Origin of the sequence: Campylobacter sp. BCW_6468, assembly GCF_001762865.1 — a bacterium.
Lineage (GTDB): Bacteria > Campylobacterota > Campylobacteria > Campylobacterales > Campylobacteraceae > Campylobacter_D > Campylobacter_D jejuni.
This window is the reverse complement of record NZ_MJXQ01000030.1, coordinates 13414-32814: the sequence shown is the minus strand read 5'-3', so window position 1 is coordinate 32814 and position 19401 is coordinate 13414. Positions and strand designations below refer to the sequence as shown.

Annotated in this window: 23 protein-coding genes; 15 read left to right on the top strand and 8 right to left on the bottom strand. The window is 30.1% G+C overall.

Translation table 11 applies throughout. The features are described 5' to 3' along the window. Position 1 precedes the first annotated feature (1 nt). The 12 genes from AJ889_RS02960 (at position 2) to AJ889_RS02905 (ending at position 8384) form a co-directional block, all read left to right on the top strand. The gene (locus tag AJ889_RS02960; RefSeq protein ID WP_002860025.1) at positions 2 to 718 is read left to right on the top strand and encodes a zinc ribbon domain-containing protein; all 717 of its coding nucleotides are present in this window, start codon (positions 2 to 4) and stop codon (positions 716 to 718) included. Further along, positions 715 to 1872 (top strand): lipid IV(A) 3-deoxy-D-manno-octulosonic acid transferase, encoded by a 1158-nt coding sequence (gene waaA, locus AJ889_RS02955; RefSeq protein ID WP_002876292.1) that lies wholly within the window; start codon positions 715 to 717, stop codon positions 1870 to 1872. The genes AJ889_RS02960 and waaA overlap by 4 nt, the downstream gene beginning before the upstream one ends. Continuing rightward, positions 1853 to 2605, top strand: a complete 753-nt coding sequence (locus tag AJ889_RS02950) for an RluA family pseudouridine synthase (protein WP_002876293.1) — start codon at positions 1853 to 1855, stop codon at positions 2603 to 2605. Before waaA ends, AJ889_RS02950 begins: the two co-directional genes overlap by 20 nt. Positions 2606 to 2672: 67 nt before the next feature. Continuing rightward, entirely contained in the window at positions 2673 to 4010 is a 1338-nt protein-coding gene (ffh, locus tag AJ889_RS02945; RefSeq protein ID WP_032584666.1) for a signal recognition particle protein, read from the top strand. Positions 4011 to 4074: 64 nt separating this feature from the next. Next, positions 4075 to 4302 (top strand): 30S ribosomal protein S16, encoded by a 228-nt coding sequence (gene rpsP, locus AJ889_RS02940; protein ID WP_002852274.1) that lies wholly within the window; start codon positions 4075 to 4077, stop codon positions 4300 to 4302. A 2-nt stretch (positions 4303 to 4304) separates the two neighbouring features. Continuing rightward, complete coding sequence (locus AJ889_RS02935) at positions 4305 to 4547, top strand: KH domain-containing protein (protein WP_002852144.1); 243 nt, start codon at positions 4305 to 4307, stop codon at positions 4545 to 4547. Continuing rightward, the gene (gene rimM, locus AJ889_RS02930) at positions 4540 to 5079 is read left to right on the top strand and encodes a ribosome maturation factor RimM (protein ID WP_002852323.1); all 540 of its coding nucleotides are present in this window, start codon (positions 4540 to 4542) and stop codon (positions 5077 to 5079) included. Before AJ889_RS02935 ends, rimM begins: the two co-directional genes overlap by 8 nt. Further along, entirely contained in the window at positions 5076 to 5780 is a 705-nt protein-coding gene (gene trmD, locus AJ889_RS02925) for a tRNA (guanosine(37)-N1)-methyltransferase TrmD (RefSeq protein ID WP_002885710.1), read from the top strand. Before rimM ends, trmD begins: the two co-directional genes overlap by 4 nt. A gap of 10 nt (positions 5781 to 5790) precedes the next feature. Continuing rightward, on the top strand, positions 5791 to 6147 hold the full coding sequence (rplS, locus tag AJ889_RS02920) for a 50S ribosomal protein L19 (protein WP_032584665.1): 357 nt from the start codon (positions 5791 to 5793) through the stop codon (positions 6145 to 6147). A 133-nt stretch (positions 6148 to 6280) separates the two neighbouring features. Further along, positions 6281 to 6694, top strand: a complete 414-nt coding sequence (uraH, locus tag AJ889_RS02915; protein WP_002852246.1) for a hydroxyisourate hydrolase — start codon at positions 6281 to 6283, stop codon at positions 6692 to 6694. Between the two features lie 23 nt (positions 6695 to 6717). Continuing rightward, positions 6718 to 8058 (top strand): class II 3-deoxy-7-phosphoheptulonate synthase, encoded by a 1341-nt coding sequence (locus tag AJ889_RS02910; RefSeq protein WP_032584663.1) that lies wholly within the window; start codon positions 6718 to 6720, stop codon positions 8056 to 8058. Continuing rightward, positions 8055 to 8384, top strand: coding sequence for an ArsC/Spx/MgsR family protein (locus AJ889_RS02905; protein WP_002859623.1), 330 nt, complete (start codon positions 8055 to 8057; stop codon positions 8382 to 8384). The genes AJ889_RS02910 and AJ889_RS02905 overlap by 4 nt, the downstream gene beginning before the upstream one ends. Positions 8385 to 8396: 12 nt before the next feature. Here the strand turns inward: AJ889_RS02905 and AJ889_RS09150 are convergent, their stop codons facing one another. Continuing rightward, positions 8397 to 8639, bottom strand: a complete 243-nt coding sequence (locus tag AJ889_RS09150; protein ID WP_257225505.1) for a SelT/SelW/SelH family (seleno)protein — start codon at positions 8637 to 8639, stop codon at positions 8397 to 8399. A 192-nt stretch (positions 8640 to 8831) separates the two neighbouring features. Between AJ889_RS09150 and dnaE the strand changes: the two genes are divergently transcribed. Continuing rightward, complete coding sequence (dnaE, locus tag AJ889_RS02900) at positions 8832 to 12434, top strand: DNA polymerase III subunit alpha (protein WP_032584661.1); 3603 nt, start codon at positions 8832 to 8834, stop codon at positions 12432 to 12434. Positions 12435 to 12445: 11 nt separating this feature from the next. On the opposite strand, the gene AJ889_RS02895 is transcribed toward dnaE, so the two are convergent. From AJ889_RS02895 to AJ889_RS02875, 5 genes are read right to left on the bottom strand one after another with little or no spacing between them, the layout of a single operon-like run. Continuing rightward, on the bottom strand, positions 12446 to 13078 hold the full coding sequence (locus tag AJ889_RS02895) for a YggS family pyridoxal phosphate-dependent enzyme (RefSeq protein WP_002852054.1): 633 nt from the start codon (positions 13076 to 13078) through the stop codon (positions 12446 to 12448). Between the two features lie 34 nt (positions 13079 to 13112). Next, positions 13113 to 13862: a flagellin C gene (flaC, locus tag AJ889_RS02890; protein WP_002852202.1), complete on the bottom strand. Its 750-nt coding sequence runs from the start codon at positions 13860 to 13862 to the stop codon at positions 13113 to 13115. A gap of 38 nt (positions 13863 to 13900) precedes the next feature. Then, positions 13901 to 14371: a DUF4149 domain-containing protein gene (locus AJ889_RS02885; RefSeq protein ID WP_002852276.1), complete on the bottom strand. Its 471-nt coding sequence runs from the start codon at positions 14369 to 14371 to the stop codon at positions 13901 to 13903. A 12-nt stretch (positions 14372 to 14383) separates the two neighbouring features. Continuing rightward, positions 14384 to 15199 (bottom strand): HemK/PrmC family methyltransferase, encoded by an 816-nt coding sequence (locus tag AJ889_RS02880; RefSeq protein ID WP_002852083.1) that lies wholly within the window; start codon positions 15197 to 15199, stop codon positions 14384 to 14386. Beyond that, positions 15196 to 16383 (bottom strand): M48 family metallopeptidase, encoded by a 1188-nt coding sequence (locus AJ889_RS02875; RefSeq protein ID WP_032584659.1) that lies wholly within the window; start codon positions 16381 to 16383, stop codon positions 15196 to 15198. The genes AJ889_RS02880 and AJ889_RS02875 overlap by 4 nt, the downstream gene beginning before the upstream one ends. A gap of 128 nt (positions 16384 to 16511) precedes the next feature. Between AJ889_RS02875 and AJ889_RS02870 the strand changes: the two genes are divergently transcribed. Then, on the top strand, positions 16512 to 16697 hold the full coding sequence (locus AJ889_RS02870; RefSeq protein WP_002867843.1) for a hypothetical protein: 186 nt from the start codon (positions 16512 to 16514) through the stop codon (positions 16695 to 16697). Here the strand turns inward: AJ889_RS02870 and mog are convergent. Further along, complete coding sequence (gene mog / locus AJ889_RS02865) at positions 16694 to 17230, bottom strand: molybdopterin adenylyltransferase (RefSeq protein ID WP_002867842.1); 537 nt, start codon at positions 17228 to 17230, stop codon at positions 16694 to 16696. The genes AJ889_RS02870 and mog overlap by 4 nt on opposite strands. 20 nt (positions 17231 to 17250) lie before the next feature. Next, on the bottom strand, positions 17251 to 18234 hold the full coding sequence (gene corA / locus AJ889_RS02860; RefSeq protein ID WP_002854937.1) for a magnesium/cobalt transporter CorA: 984 nt from the start codon (positions 18232 to 18234) through the stop codon (positions 17251 to 17253). Positions 18235 to 18350: 116 nt separating this feature from the next. Here corA and AJ889_RS02855 point away from each other — a divergent pair, with 116 nt between their 5' ends. Further along, entirely contained in the window at positions 18351 to 19397 is a 1047-nt protein-coding gene (locus tag AJ889_RS02855; protein WP_002776559.1) for an ABC transporter substrate-binding protein, read from the top strand. Positions 19398 to 19401 lie beyond the last annotated feature (4 nt).

The following is a 19401-nucleotide window of genomic DNA, read 5'->3' as shown; positions in this document are numbered from 1 at the left end:
AATGAATAAATATCTCGAACAATTAGTGCTTTTATCAAAAATAGATCAAGAAATTGATAGTTATGAACCAAAAATAGACAGTATTAATAAGACTTTAAAAGATGCTGAGTTAAAAATAGAAAAAATCAACGCAGATTTAGAAAAAATCGATGAAGAAATCAAAGATATAGAAAATCAAAAAATACAAAATAATGCTCATATTTCCGAGTTTTCAGCAAAAATTAAAGATCTTTCTAAAAAAAGTGGTGCGGTAAAAACAGAAAAAGAAGCTAATGCTTTAAAAATTGAAGAAGATATTGCAAAAGAACAATTAGACGCTGCAAATGATGAGATTGTAAGACTAGATAAAATTTTGGAGAATAAAGAAACTTATAAAAAAGAACTTGAAGAAGAAAAAATCAAACAAGAGCAAAATATTAACGAGATTAGAGTAAGCATTAAATCTGAAATGGAAGTTCTTGAAAAAGATAGAATGAGTGTTTATGATAAAAAAACTAAACTTGTGAGTGAGATGAATCAAAAAGTTTTAAGTTTTTATGAGAAAATTCGCAAATGGGCGAAGAATACTGCTGTAGTTCCTGTTAAAAAACAAGCATGCTATGGATGTTTTATGAAAATTTACGATAAGACTTATCTGTCCGTTGTAAAAGGTGAAGAGATTGTAACTTGCCCTCATTGCGGAAGAATTCTTTATAAAGAGCAAGAAGAACAAAATTGATCTTTTTTTATTATTTTTTAACTTGGACGGCATTTTTATTTTGTGCCGTCTTTATTCTTTTGCTTTCTTTTTTAAAATCCAAATACAAAATTAGTTTAAAATCTCGATTTTTTCTTTATAAAAATTTACATCAAGAAAAAGCTGATGTACATTTTCATGCTTGTTCTTACGGGGAGGTAAGAAGTATTAAAGCTTTGGTTTTGAAATTTGATTCAAGAATAACTACTATTACTCAAACAGGTTTTGAATGTGCAAAAGAATTTTGTAAAAAGGTAAATTATCTTGCTTTTGAAAATTTTTTGCCTTTTTGGTTTAATCCTTGTAAGGTTTTGGTAATTTTTGAAGCAGAATATTGGCTTATGCTTGTTTTTATGGCACGTATTTATAAGGCTAAGATTATTTTGCTTAATGCGAGAATATCTGATAAATCTTATCATTCTTATCAAAGATTTTCTTTTTTTTATAAAAAAATTTTTTCTTATATTGATGAAGTTTTTGCTCAAAGTGAATTAGATAAAGTAAGACTTGAAAGTTTGGGAGCTAAAAATGTTAAAATTTTTAAAAATATTAAGGCAAATTTAGAAATTAAAAATAATAAAATTTATACCAAACCTAAGGAAAAACTTATCATTTTTGCCAGTACTCATAAGGATGAAGAAGAGCTTTTGCTTGATCATTTTAAACTAGAAGAAAATGAAAAACTCATTATCGCCCCACGACACCCTGAACGTTTTAAAGAAGTTGAAAATTTGCTTTTAAACAAAGGTTTAGAATTTGAAAAATTTAGTTCTTTAAAAGATGAAAATAAGAAATTTTCTAAAAAAATTTTGCTTTTAGATGCTTTAGGGGAGCTTGTAAATTTTTATGCAATTTCTGATGTTGTTGTGCTTGGAGGTTCTTTCATAGAAGGCATAGGAGGACATAATCCTATAGAAGCGGCATATTTTAACAATGTATTAATCAGTGGGAAATTTATTCACAATCAAAAGGTTTTGTTTGAAGAAGTGGAAAATGTATATTTTTGTGAAAAATTAAAAGATTTAAATGATAAAATTCATTATTTAAATTTAAAAGCTAAAATTTCCAAAAAAGAAAATTTAGATCTTATCATACAAACTATACAAAAGGGAATTGATGCAAGAAAAAGCTTATAAACTCTTAGCTTTGCAAGAAAAAATTTCAAATCGTGAAGCTAAAGATTTGATTGATAAGGGTTGTGTTTTTTCACATGGAAAAAAAGTTGTGGTTGCTAGAGCTTTGATGAGCGATAAGGCAAGATTTAATGTGATAAAAGCTAAAAATCCTCAAATTATTTTTGAAGATGATAAGATTATTGCTATTAATAAACCTTATGCTTATGTGAGTGAAGATTTAGAGAAAAAATTTAATGCCAAGCTTTTAAATCGTTTAGACAAAGAAACAAGTGGTGTGATTTTGCTTTGTAAAGATGAAGATTTTAGAAAGCTTTGTATAGAAGAATTTAAAAAACACAGGGTTTATAAAAGTTATATTGCGGTTTTAGATGGGGTTTTGGCTGAAGAGGTTGAAGTGAATGAACCTATTTTTACTATAAAAGTAAAAGGTGGGGCATTAAGTAAAGTTTCAAAAGATGGTTTAAGTGCCTTAAGTATCATTACTCCTATCATGATGCAGTCAAAAAAAACCTTAGCAAAAATAGTCATTCAAACAGGTAGAACTCATCAAATCAGAGTGCATGCTAAATTTATAAAACATGGCGTTGTAGGTGATGAAAAATATGCTAAAATTTCAAGCGATAGAATGTATTTACATAGTTATGAAATTAAAATTTTTGATTATTATTTTAAGGCTGAGCTAGATAATAGTTTTGCAAAAGTTGGCTTTGAGATAAAAAATTTAGATTTTTAAAGCCATTTAAGAAAAAATTTTGTATAATGCAAGGTTTAATTTAAAAATTTTATAGAAAGGTGATAAAGTGTTTGAGTTAGTCAGCGAATCTTTTAAATCAGCGATTAATAAATTACGTTTTGTTGATGATGAAAAAGCACTTAAGAACGCTTTAGAAACCTTAAAAAAAGCTCTTTTAAAAGCAGATGTTCATCATAAGATAACTAAAGAGCTTTTGACTTTAATAGAAGAAGATGTAAAACAAAATGGCATAGGTCAAAAACAATTTTTAAATGCCATTAAAATAAATTTAGAAAATATTTTAAGTGTCAATGGTAAGAATCAAGGTTTTGTTTTTACTTCTAAACCCCCAACAGTAGTTCTAATGGCAGGTTTGCAAGGAGGCGGTAAGACTACAAGCACTATCAAACTCGCAAATTATTTAAAATTACGCAATAAAAAAGTTTTAGTTGCAGCTTGTGATTTGCAGCGTTTAGCAGCAGTGGAGCAACTAAGACAACTTTGTGAAGCTAACGAAATTGAACTTTTCTTCATAGAAAATGAAAAAGATCCTATTAGGGTTGCTAAAGAGGCTTTAAAAAAGGCTGAAAGTTCTATGGTGGATGTTTTGCTTGTGGATACTGCTGGACGTTTGGCTATAGATGAAGCTTTGATGGATGAGTTAAGAGCAGTTAAGGATGTCTTAAATCCTGATGAGATTTTTTATGTTGCTGATGCAATGAGTGGTCAAGATGGGGTTAAGACCGCTGCTAGTTTTAATGAAGTTTTAGGTATCAGTGGGGTAATTTTATCAAAATTTGATGCAGATACTAAAGGTGGAGTAGCCTTAGGTATAGCAAAACAAATCGGTATTCCTTTAAGATTTATTGGTGTGGGTGAAAAAGTAGCAGATTTAGAAGTTTTTATACCAGATCGTATAGTAAGTCGTATTATGGGTGAGGGTGATTTGGCAACTTTAGCTGAAAAAACTGCTGCGATTATTGATGAAAAAGAGGCTAAAAAACTCAATCAAAAAATTAAAAAAGGTGAATTTAATTTTAATGATTTTCTTAATCAAATGGAAAGTATTAAAAAATTAGGAAGTATGAAGTCTTTAATCGGTATGATACCAGGACTTAGCGGAATGGCAAATGTGGTAAAAGATATAGATTTGGATAATTCTAAAGAAATCATACGCATTAAAGCAATGATTTCTTCAATGACTCCAAAAGAAAGAGAAAATCCTGATTTATTAAATAATGCTAGAAAGCGTCGTATAGCAGAGGGAGCAGGTCTTTCTCAGGTAGAAGTCAATCGTTTTTTAAAACAATTTAGCAATGCAGCAAAACTTGCAAAAAGATTTTCAGGTAAAAAAGGAATGGAAAGTTTAACACAGATGATGAGTCAAGCTAGAAGGCAATTTTAAATTTTATTTATAAATACTTTTTATAGTATCTATAAATAAAATTTTTAATTTTTAAGGAGTATAAATGACAGTTATTAGACTTACAAGAATGGGTAGAACCAAAAGACCATTTTATCGTATTGTAGTTACAGACAGTAGAAAACGTCGTGATGGTGGTTGGATAGAAAGTATTGGGTATTATAATCCTATGGTAGAACCTGAGGTAATTAAAGTTGATGCAGAGCGTTTAGCTTATTGGAAAAGTGTTGGTGCAAAACTTAGCGATAAAGTTGCTTCTATCACTAGCAAATAATCATGGTAGAGAATTTTCTTAGAGAATACGCAAAATTAATTGCAGATTATCCTGAACAGATTGATACTCAAAAAATTGAATTAAGTGAAAATTTTTTTGAGATTGTTCTTTTTGCACATAAGGTTGATACAGGTAAGCTTATAGGTAAAAATGGAAAAATGATCAATGCTATAAAAACCGTAATCTCTGCTTATAAGAGCAAGGATGCAAGTTCTTATAGAGTAACGGTAAAAGCACTTGAGTGAAAAAGATTTTGTTCAAGTTGCAAAACTTGGTAAAACTGTGGGTCTTAAGGGTTATGTAAAATTGCATAACCTGAGCGACTTTTCTTCTCAATTTAAAAAAGATGCTACTTTTTTTATAAAAAACACCAAAGAAATGTTAAAGATTAAGCATTATAATGCAAACAATTCTACTGTTTTATTTGAAAATTATGAAGATATAGAAAAGGCCAAAGAATTAACTAATCTTATTCTTTTTCAGAGTATCGAGAAAAGCAGACAAACTTGTAAATTAAAAAAAGATGAGTTTTTTTATTTTGATATTTTAGAGTGTGAAGTTTTTGAAGAAGATAAAAGATTAGGTAAAGTGGTTGATATCTTGGAAACTGGAGCTTCTTATTTATTTGAAATTCAAAGTGATGAAAAATGGGTTGAAAAAAAATATCCTAAAATATTTTTTATTCCATATTTAGATAAATTTGTTAAAAATATAGATATAGAAAAACGACAGATTTTTTGCACGCAAGATGCTTTTTTAATTTTAGAAAATTCATGAAATTTAGCTTCGTTTCTTTGTTCCCTAATCTTATGGAATTTTACTTTCAAGATTCTATACTTGCAAGAGCAAAAGAAAAAAAACTTTTCAAACTTAATTTTTATAATCCAAGAGATTTTTCTAAAAATTCCTATCATAAAGTCGATGATTATAAAATAGGTGGTGGAGCTGGACTTTTGATGCAAGCTGAACCTATGTATGAGGTGCTAAGAAGTATTCAAGAAAAAAAAGAAAATCCCTATTTTATTTTTTTAAATCCAAGTGGTAAAACCTTTAATCAAAAAGACGCCAAACGCTTAAGTAAAAAAGAACATATAGTTTTTGTATGTGGGCGCTATGAAGGTATAGATGAAAGAGTGCTTGAAATTTTTGCGAATGAAATTTTTAGTATAGGGGATTTTATTTTAACAGGAGGAGAATTACCTGCGCTTGTAATGTGTGATGCGATTTTAAGAAATGTTAATGGGGTTTTAGGAAATATGGAAAGTTTGAAAGAAGAAAGCTTTGAAAATAATTTACTCGAAGCGCCTGCTTTTTCAAAACCTTTTATTTTTGAGAAAAAAAATAAAAAATTTTATACTCCTTCAGAGTTTTTAAAGGGTAATCACGCTAGAATTGCAAGTTTAAAAACTACTTTGGCGTCTTGCAAAACGAAATTTTTTCGTCCAGATTTATTTTTAGAGCATGAACGCAAAAAATAAGGGATTTTTTATGAAAAATAAATATATAGAACAATTTGAAGCAAAACAAATTGAAGGTAAAAATGTTCCAGATTTTCGTGCTGGTGATACTTTAAAGCTTGCAATTCGCATTAAAGAAGGGGATAAAACAAGAATCCAAAATTTTGAGGGTATTTGTATTACTAGAAGAGGTAATGGCGTAAGTGAAACTTTTATCGTGCGTAAAATTGGCGCTAATAATGTTGGCGTTGAGAGAATTTTCCCTATTTATAGTGAAAGTTTAGAAAGTATTACTGTTTTGCGTCGTGGTCGTGTACGCCGTGCAAGATTATTCTACTTAAGAGATAGACGTGGTAAAGCAGCGCGTATTAAAGAGCTTAAAAAATAATTTATAATTATTTTCTATTATAAGTTTAACAATTAAATAATTATAATTAATTTATAATTATTATTTATTTGATTTTAATTATTAATAATACTCTTGTATAATATTTCTTGTAAATATTATACAAGGAGAGAAAATGTTTTCTATTAAAAAAACTTTATTAATACTAGCAAGCGTGCCAATGTTTTTGAGTGCTACTGAATATCAATTAAGTACTCATGTCTTGGATATTACTTCTGGACAACCTGCTCCTAAAGTAAAAGTTGAGCTTTATAAGTTGGAAGCAAATCAACAGTGGAAAAAAGTAAGTGAAGAATTTACCGAAGAAAATGGTAGAATAGGAGATTTATTACCATATGAAAAAGCTGAAAATAGGGCTTTTGGAATTTATAAGCTTAAATTTTTTACAAAAGACTATTACACATCACACAAAATAAATACTTTTTATCCTTTTGTAGAGGTAAGTTTTGAGCTTTCTAAAGATCAGAAACATTATCATGTTCCAATAACCCTTTCTCCTTTTGGTTATTCAACTTATAGAGGAAGCTGATAAATAAAACGAAAGAAAAAACCATGTGGGCTAAGAATTCTTGGAAAAACTATCCTATAAAACAGCAACCTATCTATCCAGATCAAGAGGAAATGAATAGAGTTTTAGCAAGACTTGAGAAACTTCCTCCTTTGGTTTTTGCTGGAGAAGTGAGAAATCTTCAAAAGTCTTTAGCAAGAGTTTGTAAAAAAGAAGCTTTTTTACTTCAAGGTGGAGATTGCGCTGAAAGTTTTGAAAATTTTGGCGCTGTAAATATCCGTGATATGTTTAAAATTTTACTTCAAATGGCTATAGTACTTACATTTGCTGGTGGATGTCCTGTTATAAAAATTGGTCGTATTGCAGGGCAGTTTGCCAAGCCAAGAAGTAGTGATTTTGAAGAGTTAGATGGTATAAGTCTTCCTAGTTATCGTGGTGATATTATTAATGGTTTTGAATTTAGTGAACAAGCACGCATTCCTGATCCACATAGAATGCTTGAAGCTTATTATCAAAGCGCAACAACGCTAAATTTGTTGCGTGGATTTGCTAAGGGTGGTTTAGCAGATTTACATGAAGTACATCGTTGGAATTTGGGCTTTTTAAAAAAGAGTGAACTCCATAAGCAATATACTGATATCAGTGAAAAAATTTCACAAGCTTTAGCTTTTATGGAAGCTTGTGGAATTAATACAAGTAATACTCCAAGTCTAAGAGAAGTTAATGTTTATACTTCACATGAAGCTTTACTTTTGCCTTATGAAGAAGCTTTAACTAGAGTGGATAGTTTAAGTGGAGAAATTTACGATTGTTCAGCTCACATGCTTTGGATAGGTGAAAGAACAAGGGCGCTTGATGAAGCTCATGTGCATTTTTTAAGTGGAGTAAAAAATCCTTTAGGGGTTAAAATAGGACCTAGTGCAAGTGCTGATGATATCATAGCTTTAGCAAATGTCTTAAATCCAAATAATGAAGAAGGAAGATTAAATATTATTATCCGCATGGGTGCAGATAAAATTATCAATAATTTGCCAAAAATTTTCTCTAAACTTAAAAGTGAAGGTTTAAATTTAGTATATAGCATAGATCCTATGCATGGAAATACGGTAAAAGCAGGCAATTTTAAAACACGTGAGTTTGATAAAATTATGCAAGAAGTGAGATCTTTTTTTGAGATTGCAATAAGCGAAGGGGTTTATCCAGGTGGAGTGCATCTTGAAATGACTGGGAAAGATGTAACAGAATGCACAGGTGGTGCAAGCAATGTTACTGCTCAAAGCTTGGAAGATCGTTATGAGACTCAATGCGATCCAAGACTTAATGCGGATCAAGCATTGGAACTTGCTTTTTTAATCGCAGATTTGGTAAAAAAGGCTAGAAAATGAAATTTTATGGTATTAAAAATTGCAATTCTGTAAAGAAAGCTATAGATGCTTTAACACAAAAAGGTATTGTGTTTGATTTTATGGATATTAAAAAGATTAATCAAGATATTTTATACACATGGTTAAAACAAAAATCTTTTGAAGAACTTATCAATACTGCTGGATTAACTTCTAAAAAACTTGGCTTAAACAAAGAAAAAGTTAAAAATTTAAATGAAAAAGAACTTGAAAAAATTGTATTAGAAAATCCAAGTTGTATTAAGCGTCCTATTATCGAGTATGAGCAAAACATATATATTGGTAAGGAATATGAGAAAATGTTATGATAGAGTGTTTGATTACACTCTATTTTTTATTAATTGATTAATTTCATTTTGATATGGAAATCTTTCACTTTCGCAATTAATAAGTTGTGTTTTAGAGAAGATAACTTTTCCGTCTACTTCAACGATAAAATCACCTCTGCCGCCAATTTCAAATTCTACTTCAACATCTTTGAAATCGCTTTGTAGTTCTTCTGCAATCCTTGCAGCTTGTGGGCGATAATTTCAAAGATTGCAATAAGCAATTTTTACTTTCATCATTTCATCCTTTGAAAAGTTCTTTTTATTAAGATTAAAATCTTAGACTTTATTATAGTTTATTTTGGCTGAATTTTTGCCTTTTTGTCAAATTTAAGTTGAAATTTAGGGCTAATTTCTTTCAAATTCAGCGAGAAAAATTTATAATTTTTATCAAAATTAAAATAAGCCTTAAAAAATTAAAGGAAGAAAATGAGTCAATTTACACACTTGCATTTACATACAGAATATTCTTTGCTTGATGGAGCAAATAAACTTAAAGAATTAGCTTTGACTTTAAAAGAGCAGGGTGCTACAAGTGTTGCTATGACAGATCATGGAAATATGTTTGGGGCAATTGATTTTTATCAAACAATGAAAGCACAAGGTTTAAAACCTATCATTGGTATGGAAGCGTATTTACATAATCATGATGAATTAGATGATAAAAGTTCTCGTCAGCGTTTTCACCTTTGTTTGTATGCAAAAAATGAGATCGGATATCAAAATTTAATGTATTTAAGTTCTCAAAGTTATATTAAAGGTTTGTATTATTATCCGCGTATCAATAAAAAGCTTTTGGAAGATTATAGCGAAGGTCTTATTTGCTCTTCTGCTTGCTTGCAAGGTGAAGTAAATTGGCACTTAAATACTTATAGTGAAAGAAATGTGCGTTTTGGTGCAAAAGGCTATGAAGCAGCAAAAGAAGCGGCGTTATGGTATAAAAAAGTTTTTAAAGATGATTTTTATTTTGAAATCATGCGTCATGGTATAGGCGATCAAAGAATGATAGATGATGATATTATCAGACTTTCTAAAGAATTAAATATAAAAATCATTGCTACAAATGATACGCATTATACTTTTAAAGAAAGAGCGGCTGCCCATGAGGTTTTTATGTGTATAGCCATGGGAAAAAAACTTAACGATCCTGATAGAATGCGTCATAGTGTGCATGAATTTTATGTTAAAAGTCCTGAGCAGATGAGTGAGCTTTTTGCAGATATTCCAGAAGCTATAGAAAATACACAAGAAATCGCACAAAAATGTAATTTAGAGCTTAATCTTGGCAATCCCACTCCACCGAATTTTAAATTTACAAGAGAATATGCTAAAGATCATAATATTATCTTACCTGAAGAAACAAAAGAATTTAGCTTTGATAATGATGACATGGTTTTTGAAGAACTTTGTAAAAAAGGACTTGAAGAGAGATTAAAATTTATCGATGAAAGTAAGCATGAAGAATACAAACAAAGACTTGAAGTAGAAATTAACATCATTAAAAATATGAAATTTTCAGGTTATATGCTTATTGTTCATGATTTTATTAAAGTGGCTAAGGATAAAGGTATTCCAGTAGGCCCTGGAAGAGGATCAGCTGCAGGAAGTTTGGTTTCTTATTGTTTAAGGATTACGGATTTAGATCCTATTCCTTATAGTCTACTTTTTGAGCGTTTTTTAAATCCTGAGCGTGTGAGCATGCCTGATATTGATGTGGATTTTTGTCAAGACAGACGTGCTGAAGTGATTGATTATGTGATTGATAAATATGGAGCGGATAAGGTTGCACAGGTGATTACCTTTGGTAAACTTTTGGCTAAAGGGGTGATTCGTGATGTGGCTAGAGTTTGTGATATGAGTATTCAAGATGCTGATGAACTTGCTAAACTTGTGCCTGAAGAGCTTAAAATCACTCTTGATGCTGCTTATGAAAAAGAACCTAAAATCAAAGAATTTATCGATCATCATCCTAAAGGTCTTGAAGTTTGGGAGTATGCAAGAGCTTTGGAAGGATTAAATCGCAATGCTGGTATGCACGCAGCGGGTGTTGTAATTTCTAATGAAAGTTTATGGAAGAAAACTCCGCTTTTTAGACAAAGTAAAAATGATGAAAGACATTTGGTAACGCAGTATTCTAAAGATCATTTAGAAGATGTGGATTTGATAAAATTTGACTTTTTAGGTCTTAAAACCTTAACAGTAATCAATAATGCGATCAAGCTTATTAAAAAGCGTTACAATAAAGACATTATTTGGGAAACTATAGATGTAAATGATAGCAAAGTTTATAAAACCATACAAAGTGGAAATACTTTGGGAATTTTTCAAATCGAATCAGGCGGTATGCAAAGCTTAAATGCACGCTTAAAACCAGAGCGTTTTGAAGATATCATTGCGGTTCTTGCGCTTTATCGTCCAGGCCCTATGGAATCAGGAATGCTTGATGATTTTATCGACAGAAAGCATGGTTTAAAAAGTATAGAATATCCTTTTGACAGTTTAGAAAAGGTTTTAGAGCCTACTTATGGGGTTATTGTTTATCAAGAACAGGTTATGCAAATTGTTCAAATTATAGGTGGCTTTTCTTTAGGAGGTGCTGATGTAGTGCGTCGTGCTATGGGTAAAAAAGATCCTGAGAAGATGAAAAAGCTTAAAACTGATTTTGCAGATGGAGCAGAAAAACAAGGATATGATAGAGCAAAAGCTGAGGATTTATGGGAGCTTATCGTAAAATTTGCAGGATATGGTTTTAATAAATCTCACTCTGCGGCTTATGCATTGATTACTTTTCAAACAGCTTATTTAAAAACTTATTATCCTAGTGAATTTATGGCAGCGCTTTTAACAAGCGAAGAAAACAATGTGGATAAAATTGCTGTTTATATTGATGAGATGAAAAAAATGAATATTAAACTTTTACCTCCATCGATTAACAAAGCGATCCGTGAATTTAGTGCTTTAGAGCAAGATGGCAAGGATGCTATTATATACGGACTTGGGGCTATAAAAAGTGTGGGTATTCCTGCAGTTGAAAATTTACTTGAAGCAAGACAAGATGGAGAATTTAAGGATATTAATGATTTCTTAGGTAAGATAGATCCCACCAAAATAAACCGTAGAACATTAGAAAGTCTTATTAAGGCAGGGGCTTTTGATGAGTTTGGTTTTACTAGAAAAGCTTTGTTTGATAATATGGAAAATCTTAGCGAAGCATCGCGTAAAATGGCTGAAGTAAGAAAAAATGCTGCAAGTTCTCTTTTTGGTGAAGAGGAATTAACTTCAGGTGTTCAAGTAAATTTTACTCCCAAAAATGAAGAATTTGAAGTGATGGAAAAATTAGGATATGAAAAAGAAATTTTAGGAATTTATGTTTCAGGCCATCCTTTAGATCGATTTTATGAACAAATTAATGCCATAGATTATGTTAAAAGTTTAGATTTTGAAAGTTTAAAAAACAATGGAGAAATTTTAAGTATAGGTAAAATTGAAGATTTCAAATCCATGATGAGTAAAAATAATAAGCGTTATGGTAGAATTGAAATTTTGGATTATTATTCTTCGTTTGATGCTACTGTATTTGAAAGCAATGTAGAAGAAATAGAAAACATCATCAAAGATGAAAATTTAAAAAATAATGCCTATGGTTTTGTATTGGGATTTAAAGCTGAAGGAGGGGAGAAGCCTAGCTTTTTTTTAAAAGCAATTAAAGATTTGCAAAGTCTTGAAGATGGCGAGATTAAAGCTATAAAAAAATTTGGAGCAAAAAAAGATTTTAAAAATAAAGAAGAAAATCATTTTACCGCAGAACCTAAGGAATTTGAAAAAAATATCATAGAGCTAGATTTGACAAGATTGAATAGAGAATTAATCTATGAAATTCATGAAATTGCTAGAAATGCACATAATCCTAATGAAAAAAATAATAAAAAACTTGTTTTAAAAGTTATTAGTGCGGGATCTTGCTTGCTTTATCATACAGATTTTATTATCTCTGATAGTATAGTAGAGGAAATTTCTAATAAATATGCTTAAGTAAGATTGTTTTACTTAAGATTTTTAAATAAAATGCTTCCGAGTCTTACCAAGTTGGATCCGCATTTTATAGCAATTTCAAAATCATTACTCATCCCCATAGAGCAAATCTTAGCCCCATGTTTTTGAAGAATTTCATAAATTTTAAATGTAGTTTCAAAGCTTTTTATAATATTTTCTTTATCTTGGCTGTGTGATCCTATGCTCATTACGCCACAAAGATTTAAATTAGAGCATTCTTCTTGTATTTGTAAATATTCTTCTACGGCTTGATTTGGATCTAGACCGCTTTTGCTATTTTCATTTGCACTATTGATTTCTAATAAAGTATTTAATTTATAATCAAGTCTTTTGTCCATAGCTTTAGCTATTTTAATACCATTGCAAGAGTGCCATAATATAGGTTTTTGTTTGATTAAGAGATTGATTTTGTTGCTTTGTAGCGTTCCTATAAAATGCCACTTTATGTCTAGTTTTTTTTCATCAAGATTTTCTTTTTTTTGTGCTAGAGCTTGGACTTGATTTTCTCCAAATTCTACTATACCTTGATCAAAAAGCTTTTCAATTATACTTGCATCGACATACTTGCTTGCGGCTACAAGACGAACGTTTTTGGTTTTTTCTAAAATTTGCTCTAAAGTCATTTTGATAAAAAATAAGCCCTATTTAGGGCTTATTTTATTGTAATAAATTAGCAATTTTGCTTTGAAGCTGCATGTTGGATTGCGCAGCAATAAAAGCAGCAGCATTTTCTTTTAGATAATTGGCATTAAAATCATTGACATTTTTTGCCATGTCATTATTTAGTAAATTATTTTCAGCTGCTTTTGAGTTGATGCTATTTTGAACACTTGCATTAATATTTGATGTGATGGCATTGATACCTGAGCCTATTTCACTTCTTAAACTTCCAAGTTGATCCATAAAATTTGTAATACTATCTTGATTATCTATGCTTAATCCATCTGTTGCTAATGGATTTAAATTTGTAGTTTCAGTTCCGCTACCTACTACAAAATTCATAGTTTGAAAGACATTTTTTCCATTATAAGTTGCATTATTAAAAGAATCATTGATGGATTCTTGTATGCGTGTTGCTTCTGTTCTTAGCATTCCTTTTTGAGAATCATTAAGTGCAGCATTGTTCATTTTTACTGAAAGTTCATTAAGTCTATCTGCGCTTTGAGAGATATTGGTAAGGCTAGCATCTGCAATTTGTAAAACCCCTATAGCATCATAAGCATTTGCGACACCTTGATCTATAGTGCTTGATTGAGATCTTAAAGAATCAGCAATAGCTAAATTAGCACTATCAACTCCACTTATTGCGCGAACAGCTGCAATATTTTCTAAAGCTTTATCGCTAGCTTTTTGTGCATTATTTAAATAATAATTTTGTTGCATTATAGTTGCATCAGAGATCATCATGGCCTACTCCTTCTCTTTTGGATTTATTTAATATTTTATCATTTTTTTGCTATTTTAAAGCTTAAGAAATATAAAAAAACTTGCATTATCAAGATGATTTTAATCACCACTTCACTTGCATTATGGATGCTGATAAATTCTTGAGTTTTTGTAGTGTTTTCGCCTAAGTTTTGGAGTTCAATTATGGTATTAGTAAAATAAAAAACAAATATTAAGCTTAAAATCAAAATAAGCAAACTCAGCATAAATTTTGAAAATTTTATTTGAAATTTCATTTCATCTTTTATAAGAGAATAAATTTCATATAAAAAATTAACCACTGAAACAAAAATCAGCAAATATCCCATCTTAATAAAAATTTGCGTCATCATTAAGCCACTTTGAAAATGGCTCAACACTCCTTCTCCTATAAGATTTTGAGGAAAAAAAATTGTTGGTGCAACAACTATTCCTAGTATGAGTTCAACCCCTATGATGGAGGCAAGTAAAAATAAATTAACAGCTTTCAAGAGTTTCTCCTTTTATTTTTTATCATAACGCATATTCGTAAATTTAGCTATAAAAGCACGATTATAACCTTGTTCATCTTTGAAAAAATCAACAATGAAATTATTTTGATATAAAATTTTTTCCAAAATTTCTTTTTGATCATAGCCAAATTCGCAAGCTAAAAATTTAACTTTTTTATCAAGGGAAAAATGTATGATTTCTTCTAGAATTTCATATCCTTTTTCTCCGCCAAATAAAGCCTCTTTGGGTTCTTTTTGCACCCAAATATCTATAGGATATGAATTTTTAATATAGGGTGGATTTGAAAAAATAAAATCATAATTTTCTTTAATTTGCTTAAAATTACAAAGTTTAAAGTCAATCAAGTGATCGACTTTGTGTAATTTGGCATTCTCTAAAGCTAATTCTAAGGCTTTGGGATTGATATCACAGGCTGTGATTTTTAACCCAAGTTCTTTGGCTAAAACAATGCTTAAAATTCCGCTTCCAAATCCTATTTCTAAAATCCCATTAAAAGTATTTTTTTTGCATAAATTTAAAATTTGAAAAAGTAAAATTTCACTATCGTAGCGAGGGATTAGAATACCTTTTTTTATCTTAAATTCTAAGCCCCAAAAATCTACTTTTTCAAATATATATTCAAAAGGTTCTCCAGATTTAAAACGCTTTATAAGCTCAAAATAAGGTTCATGATCTATTTGTATATCTTGGTTTAAAAATAACCAAGCTTTATCTTTTTTTAGATATTCACAGAGTATAAATACTGCTTCATTTTCATAACCTTTTAAGCTAGATTTAGCTTCCATAAGAGCATTTTTTATAGTCAAGAAAGAGCCTTGATTCTATCACTAATACTTGGATGACTGAGATAAAAAAATGCATATATTTTACTTGTTTTGATAAAAGCTTTATTTTCTCTTGCTAGAGCTATCAATGCATTTTTCATATCTTCTTTGCTTGTAACTTTAGCTCCGTGTTGATCAGCTGCAAATTCATTTTTTCTACTTAAGGCGTTAAGTATAGGAGAGATTAAAAAGCTAAAAATATTTGCCAAGATAAATAAAAGAGCAAACACGCCACCATTTACTCCTTCTAGATGACTTTCTAAGTAAACAAATTCAGGTAAATTTGCAAAAACAAAAAAAAGTAAAAACATAGTTATAACGCCGTTAAATAAAGCTTTGATAATATCCTTATGAACAAAATGTCCAAGCTCATGTCCTAAAACAGCTAAAAGTTCTCTTTCGTTTAAGGCTTTTAATAATGTATCAAAAAGCACCACTCTTTTGCTTTTAAAAAGTCCACCAAAATAAGCATTTAAACGCTTATCTCTTTTGCTTGCATCAATAACATAAACCCCATTTGCACTAAACCCACATTGTTTCATCAAAGAGCTGATTTTTTTCAGCAAATTTTCATCGTCTAGTTTTTTCATTTTATTAAAAATAGGTGCTATTAAGGTAGGGTAGATGAGATTTATAATCACTATAATACAAAAGGCAAAAATAAAGGCCGCAATCCACCAAAAAGTTCCAAAAAAATCATAGCAAAAAAGCAAAGCATAAAGGATTAAAAATCCAAATATTAAAGTTAAAATAAGACTTTTCATAGTATCTTTGATAAAAAGTTTTACAGTCATATTTGAAAAACCATGGGCTTTATCTTTGATAAAACTTTCATAAATACTTAAAGGTAGATTTAAAATACTTGTGATTATTAAAAAAGATAATAAAAATAAAGTATTTTCAAAACGAGTGTTGCTTGAGATAAGCAATTCTTTAAGATATAAAAATCCAAAACCTATCCATGCAATATTGATGATTAAATTATAAAAATTGGAAAATAGTTTAAATTTTTCATTTTCGATGGCAATATCTGCTGCATTTTGATAGTCTTTTTCGCTTAAAATTTGAGCTTGTTTGTCTTTTTCTCTTTCTAAGAAACGAATTTGAGCATAGGAAATCCAAGATAAAAGTGCTGTGTAAAGACATAAAATTGCAATTAAAGTCATTATTTTTCCTTGATTGGTTTTTTGCGAATTCTAGCTTAAAATAATGAAATAAAGTTAATAGTTTAAAATCTAAAATAATATTCTTTTCAACTAAGTTGGTGTATATTTATAAAAAAAAGGATTAAAGAATGTTTTTTAAGAAAAAGATTTCACAAAAGCAAAAAGAAAAGCCTAAAATTCCAATCAATGATGTGATTTTAGATGACAGGCTTTGTAAGTTTAAAAATAAAGTACAAAAGATAAGTAAAGATGAGGCTTCAGCAAGTCTGCTTGCTAGACAATTAAGCAGGCTTGTTAAAGCTAATAAATTTTAACATTTTTTCTTAGGGCGAAAAACCTTAATAACTTCATCATTTGCTTCTATATAAGCGCCTTCTATCAAATCGATACAGTAAGGTATAGCCGGAAAAACAGGCTCTAGGCATTCTTTTATAGCCTTAGGATTTCCTGGTAAATTAATGATAAAAGATTTATTGCGAATTCCTGCACTCTGTCTTGAAAGTATAGCTGTTGGGACATATTTTAAACTTTCTAAGCGCATAAGTTCTCCAAAACCTGGCATCATTTTATCACACACGGCTTCCGTGGCTTCTGGGGTTACATCACGAAGTGCTGGACCTGTCCCTCCGCTTGTAACAATCAAATCACATTTTTTTTCATCTGCTAGATAAAGTAATTTTTTAATGATCAAATCATAATCATCAGGGATTAATTCTTTATGATAAATAATATCATTTTTTATATATGAATTTAACACTCTTTCAATTTCAGTAGTAGCTTTATCTTCATATATACCACTACTTGCTCTATCGCTTAGGGTCAAAATTCCTATGTTTATTGTATCCATTGTTTCTCCTTAATAAATTTTTATAACCATCCTTTTTTCTTGAAAACAACCAAAGGTAAAATGATAGAAACTACCATCACGCCAAGCACTATGGGATAAGCATAGTGAAGTTCAAGTTCGGGCATGAATTTAAAATTCATACCATAAACAGTTCCTATTAAAGTAGGTGGCATCATGGCAACAGTTGCAACGGTAAAAATTTTAATGATTTTGTTTTGTTCTATGTTGATTTGGCTGGCTAAAATGGTTTGGATATTATCTAAGATATTAAGTTGCGAAACACTAAATTCAACCAAAGAATTTAAGTCTTTTAAAACTATAGTGAGATTTTGTTTTATATCTTTATCGATTTTATCGCTTTTTAGCAAAGAAGTCATAGCACGACGCTTATCAAATAAAGAATCTCTTACGCGCATATTAAGCTCTTGCAAACTTGAAATATCCTTTAGCATTTCATCATAACTATATTCATCTTTTTTTTCTAAAACACTTGTTCTTAAGCGTCTTGCTTCTTTATCTATCCATTCTAGTAAATCCGCATCTTTTTCAACGCGTACTTCAAACATTTTATCAATAATATCAAAACCATCTTCAAAATTCTTCGGACTAGCTAAAATCCTTGCTTGAATTTCTTCAAAAGTGCTAAATTCGTTATATCTTATAGTAAATAAGATATTTTTAGCGGTAGCAAAAGTAACAATTTCTGTGCGAAGCTTGATTAAATTCCTATCCTCTTCATCACTTTTAAGATCTCTTACTAAAAAATGAGCATTGATGGTTATTGTCGCATTATCTTCCCAATATTTTGCGCTAAGCTCTATTTCTTCCCTTTCTTCTTTTGTAGGAAACTCAAGATTAAATTCACTTGATATAAAAGCAATTTCTGCTGCACTTGGATGAAGTAAATCAATCCATAAAATATTTTGCGGTAGTTCTTGACTATCGAGATTAAAATTGATTCTTTGAACTAAAGCATTTTGAGTTTTGATATAAATATAAAGCATGATCGCTCCTTGTTTATGACTTTAAAATTATAACCTTGTTTGCTTAAAAATTAACTTGTTTCTAAAATGTTTCTAAAACTCATTAAATTTCCAAAATATTTTTTGAAAGGAAAAAAATGAGTAAGAAATTTTTCTTAAGTTTAGGTCTTGTTGCTTTATTGTTTTCAAATTCACAAGCTATTGATGAGAATTTGATTAAAGCTGCGCAAGCAGAAGGTAGGGTAAATTCTTTAGCTATGCCTGATACTTGGGCAAATTGGAAGGATACTTGGGCAGATCTTAAAAATCTTTATGGCATAGAACATAGCGATACAGATATGAGTTCAGCTCAAGAAATTGCTAAATTTAAAGCCGAAAAGAAAAATGCAAGCGGTGATATAGGGGATGTAGGGGCTTCTTTTGGAGAGATAGCGGTTAAACAAGGAGTAGCTCAGCCTTTTAAGACAAGTTACTGGGATCAAATTCCAACTTGGGCTAAAGATAAAGATGGAAATTGGCTTTTAGCTTATACAGGAACCATAGCTTTTATAGTCAATAAAGATGTAGTAAAAGATATACCTAAAACTTGGCAAGATTTGCTTAAGGGAAATTATAAAATTACCGTAGGTGATGTAAGTGTAGCGGCTCAAGCTGTGAGTGCAGTTTTAGCAGCTAATTATGCCTTAGGTGGGGATGAAAAAGATTTAAGTCCTGCTTTAGCTTTTTTTAATACTTTAGCCAAACAAGGAAGACTTGTAAATAATGATGTAAGTATAGCCAATCTTGAAAAAGGTGAAGTTGAAGTGGGTTTAGTTTGGGATTTTAATGGTTTAGGCTATAGAGATAAAGTGGGCAAAGATCGTTATGAAGTTTTAATCCCTGCTGATGGTAGTGTTATTTCGGGTTATACAACTATTATCAATAAATACGCAAAACATCCAAATGCGGCTAAATTAGCCCGTGAGTTTATACTTTCTGATAAAGGACAAATCAATCTAGCAAAAGGTTATGCAAGGCCAATAAGAATTGATCATATTACCTTGCCAGATGATATAAAAGCTAAACTTTTACCAAGTGAGCAATACAAAAATGCAAGAGCAATCAAAGATCAAAAAGCTTGGGAAAAAAGCGCTAAAGAATTGCCACAACTTTGGCAAGAAAAAGTTATAGTGGATATGAAATAAAGGA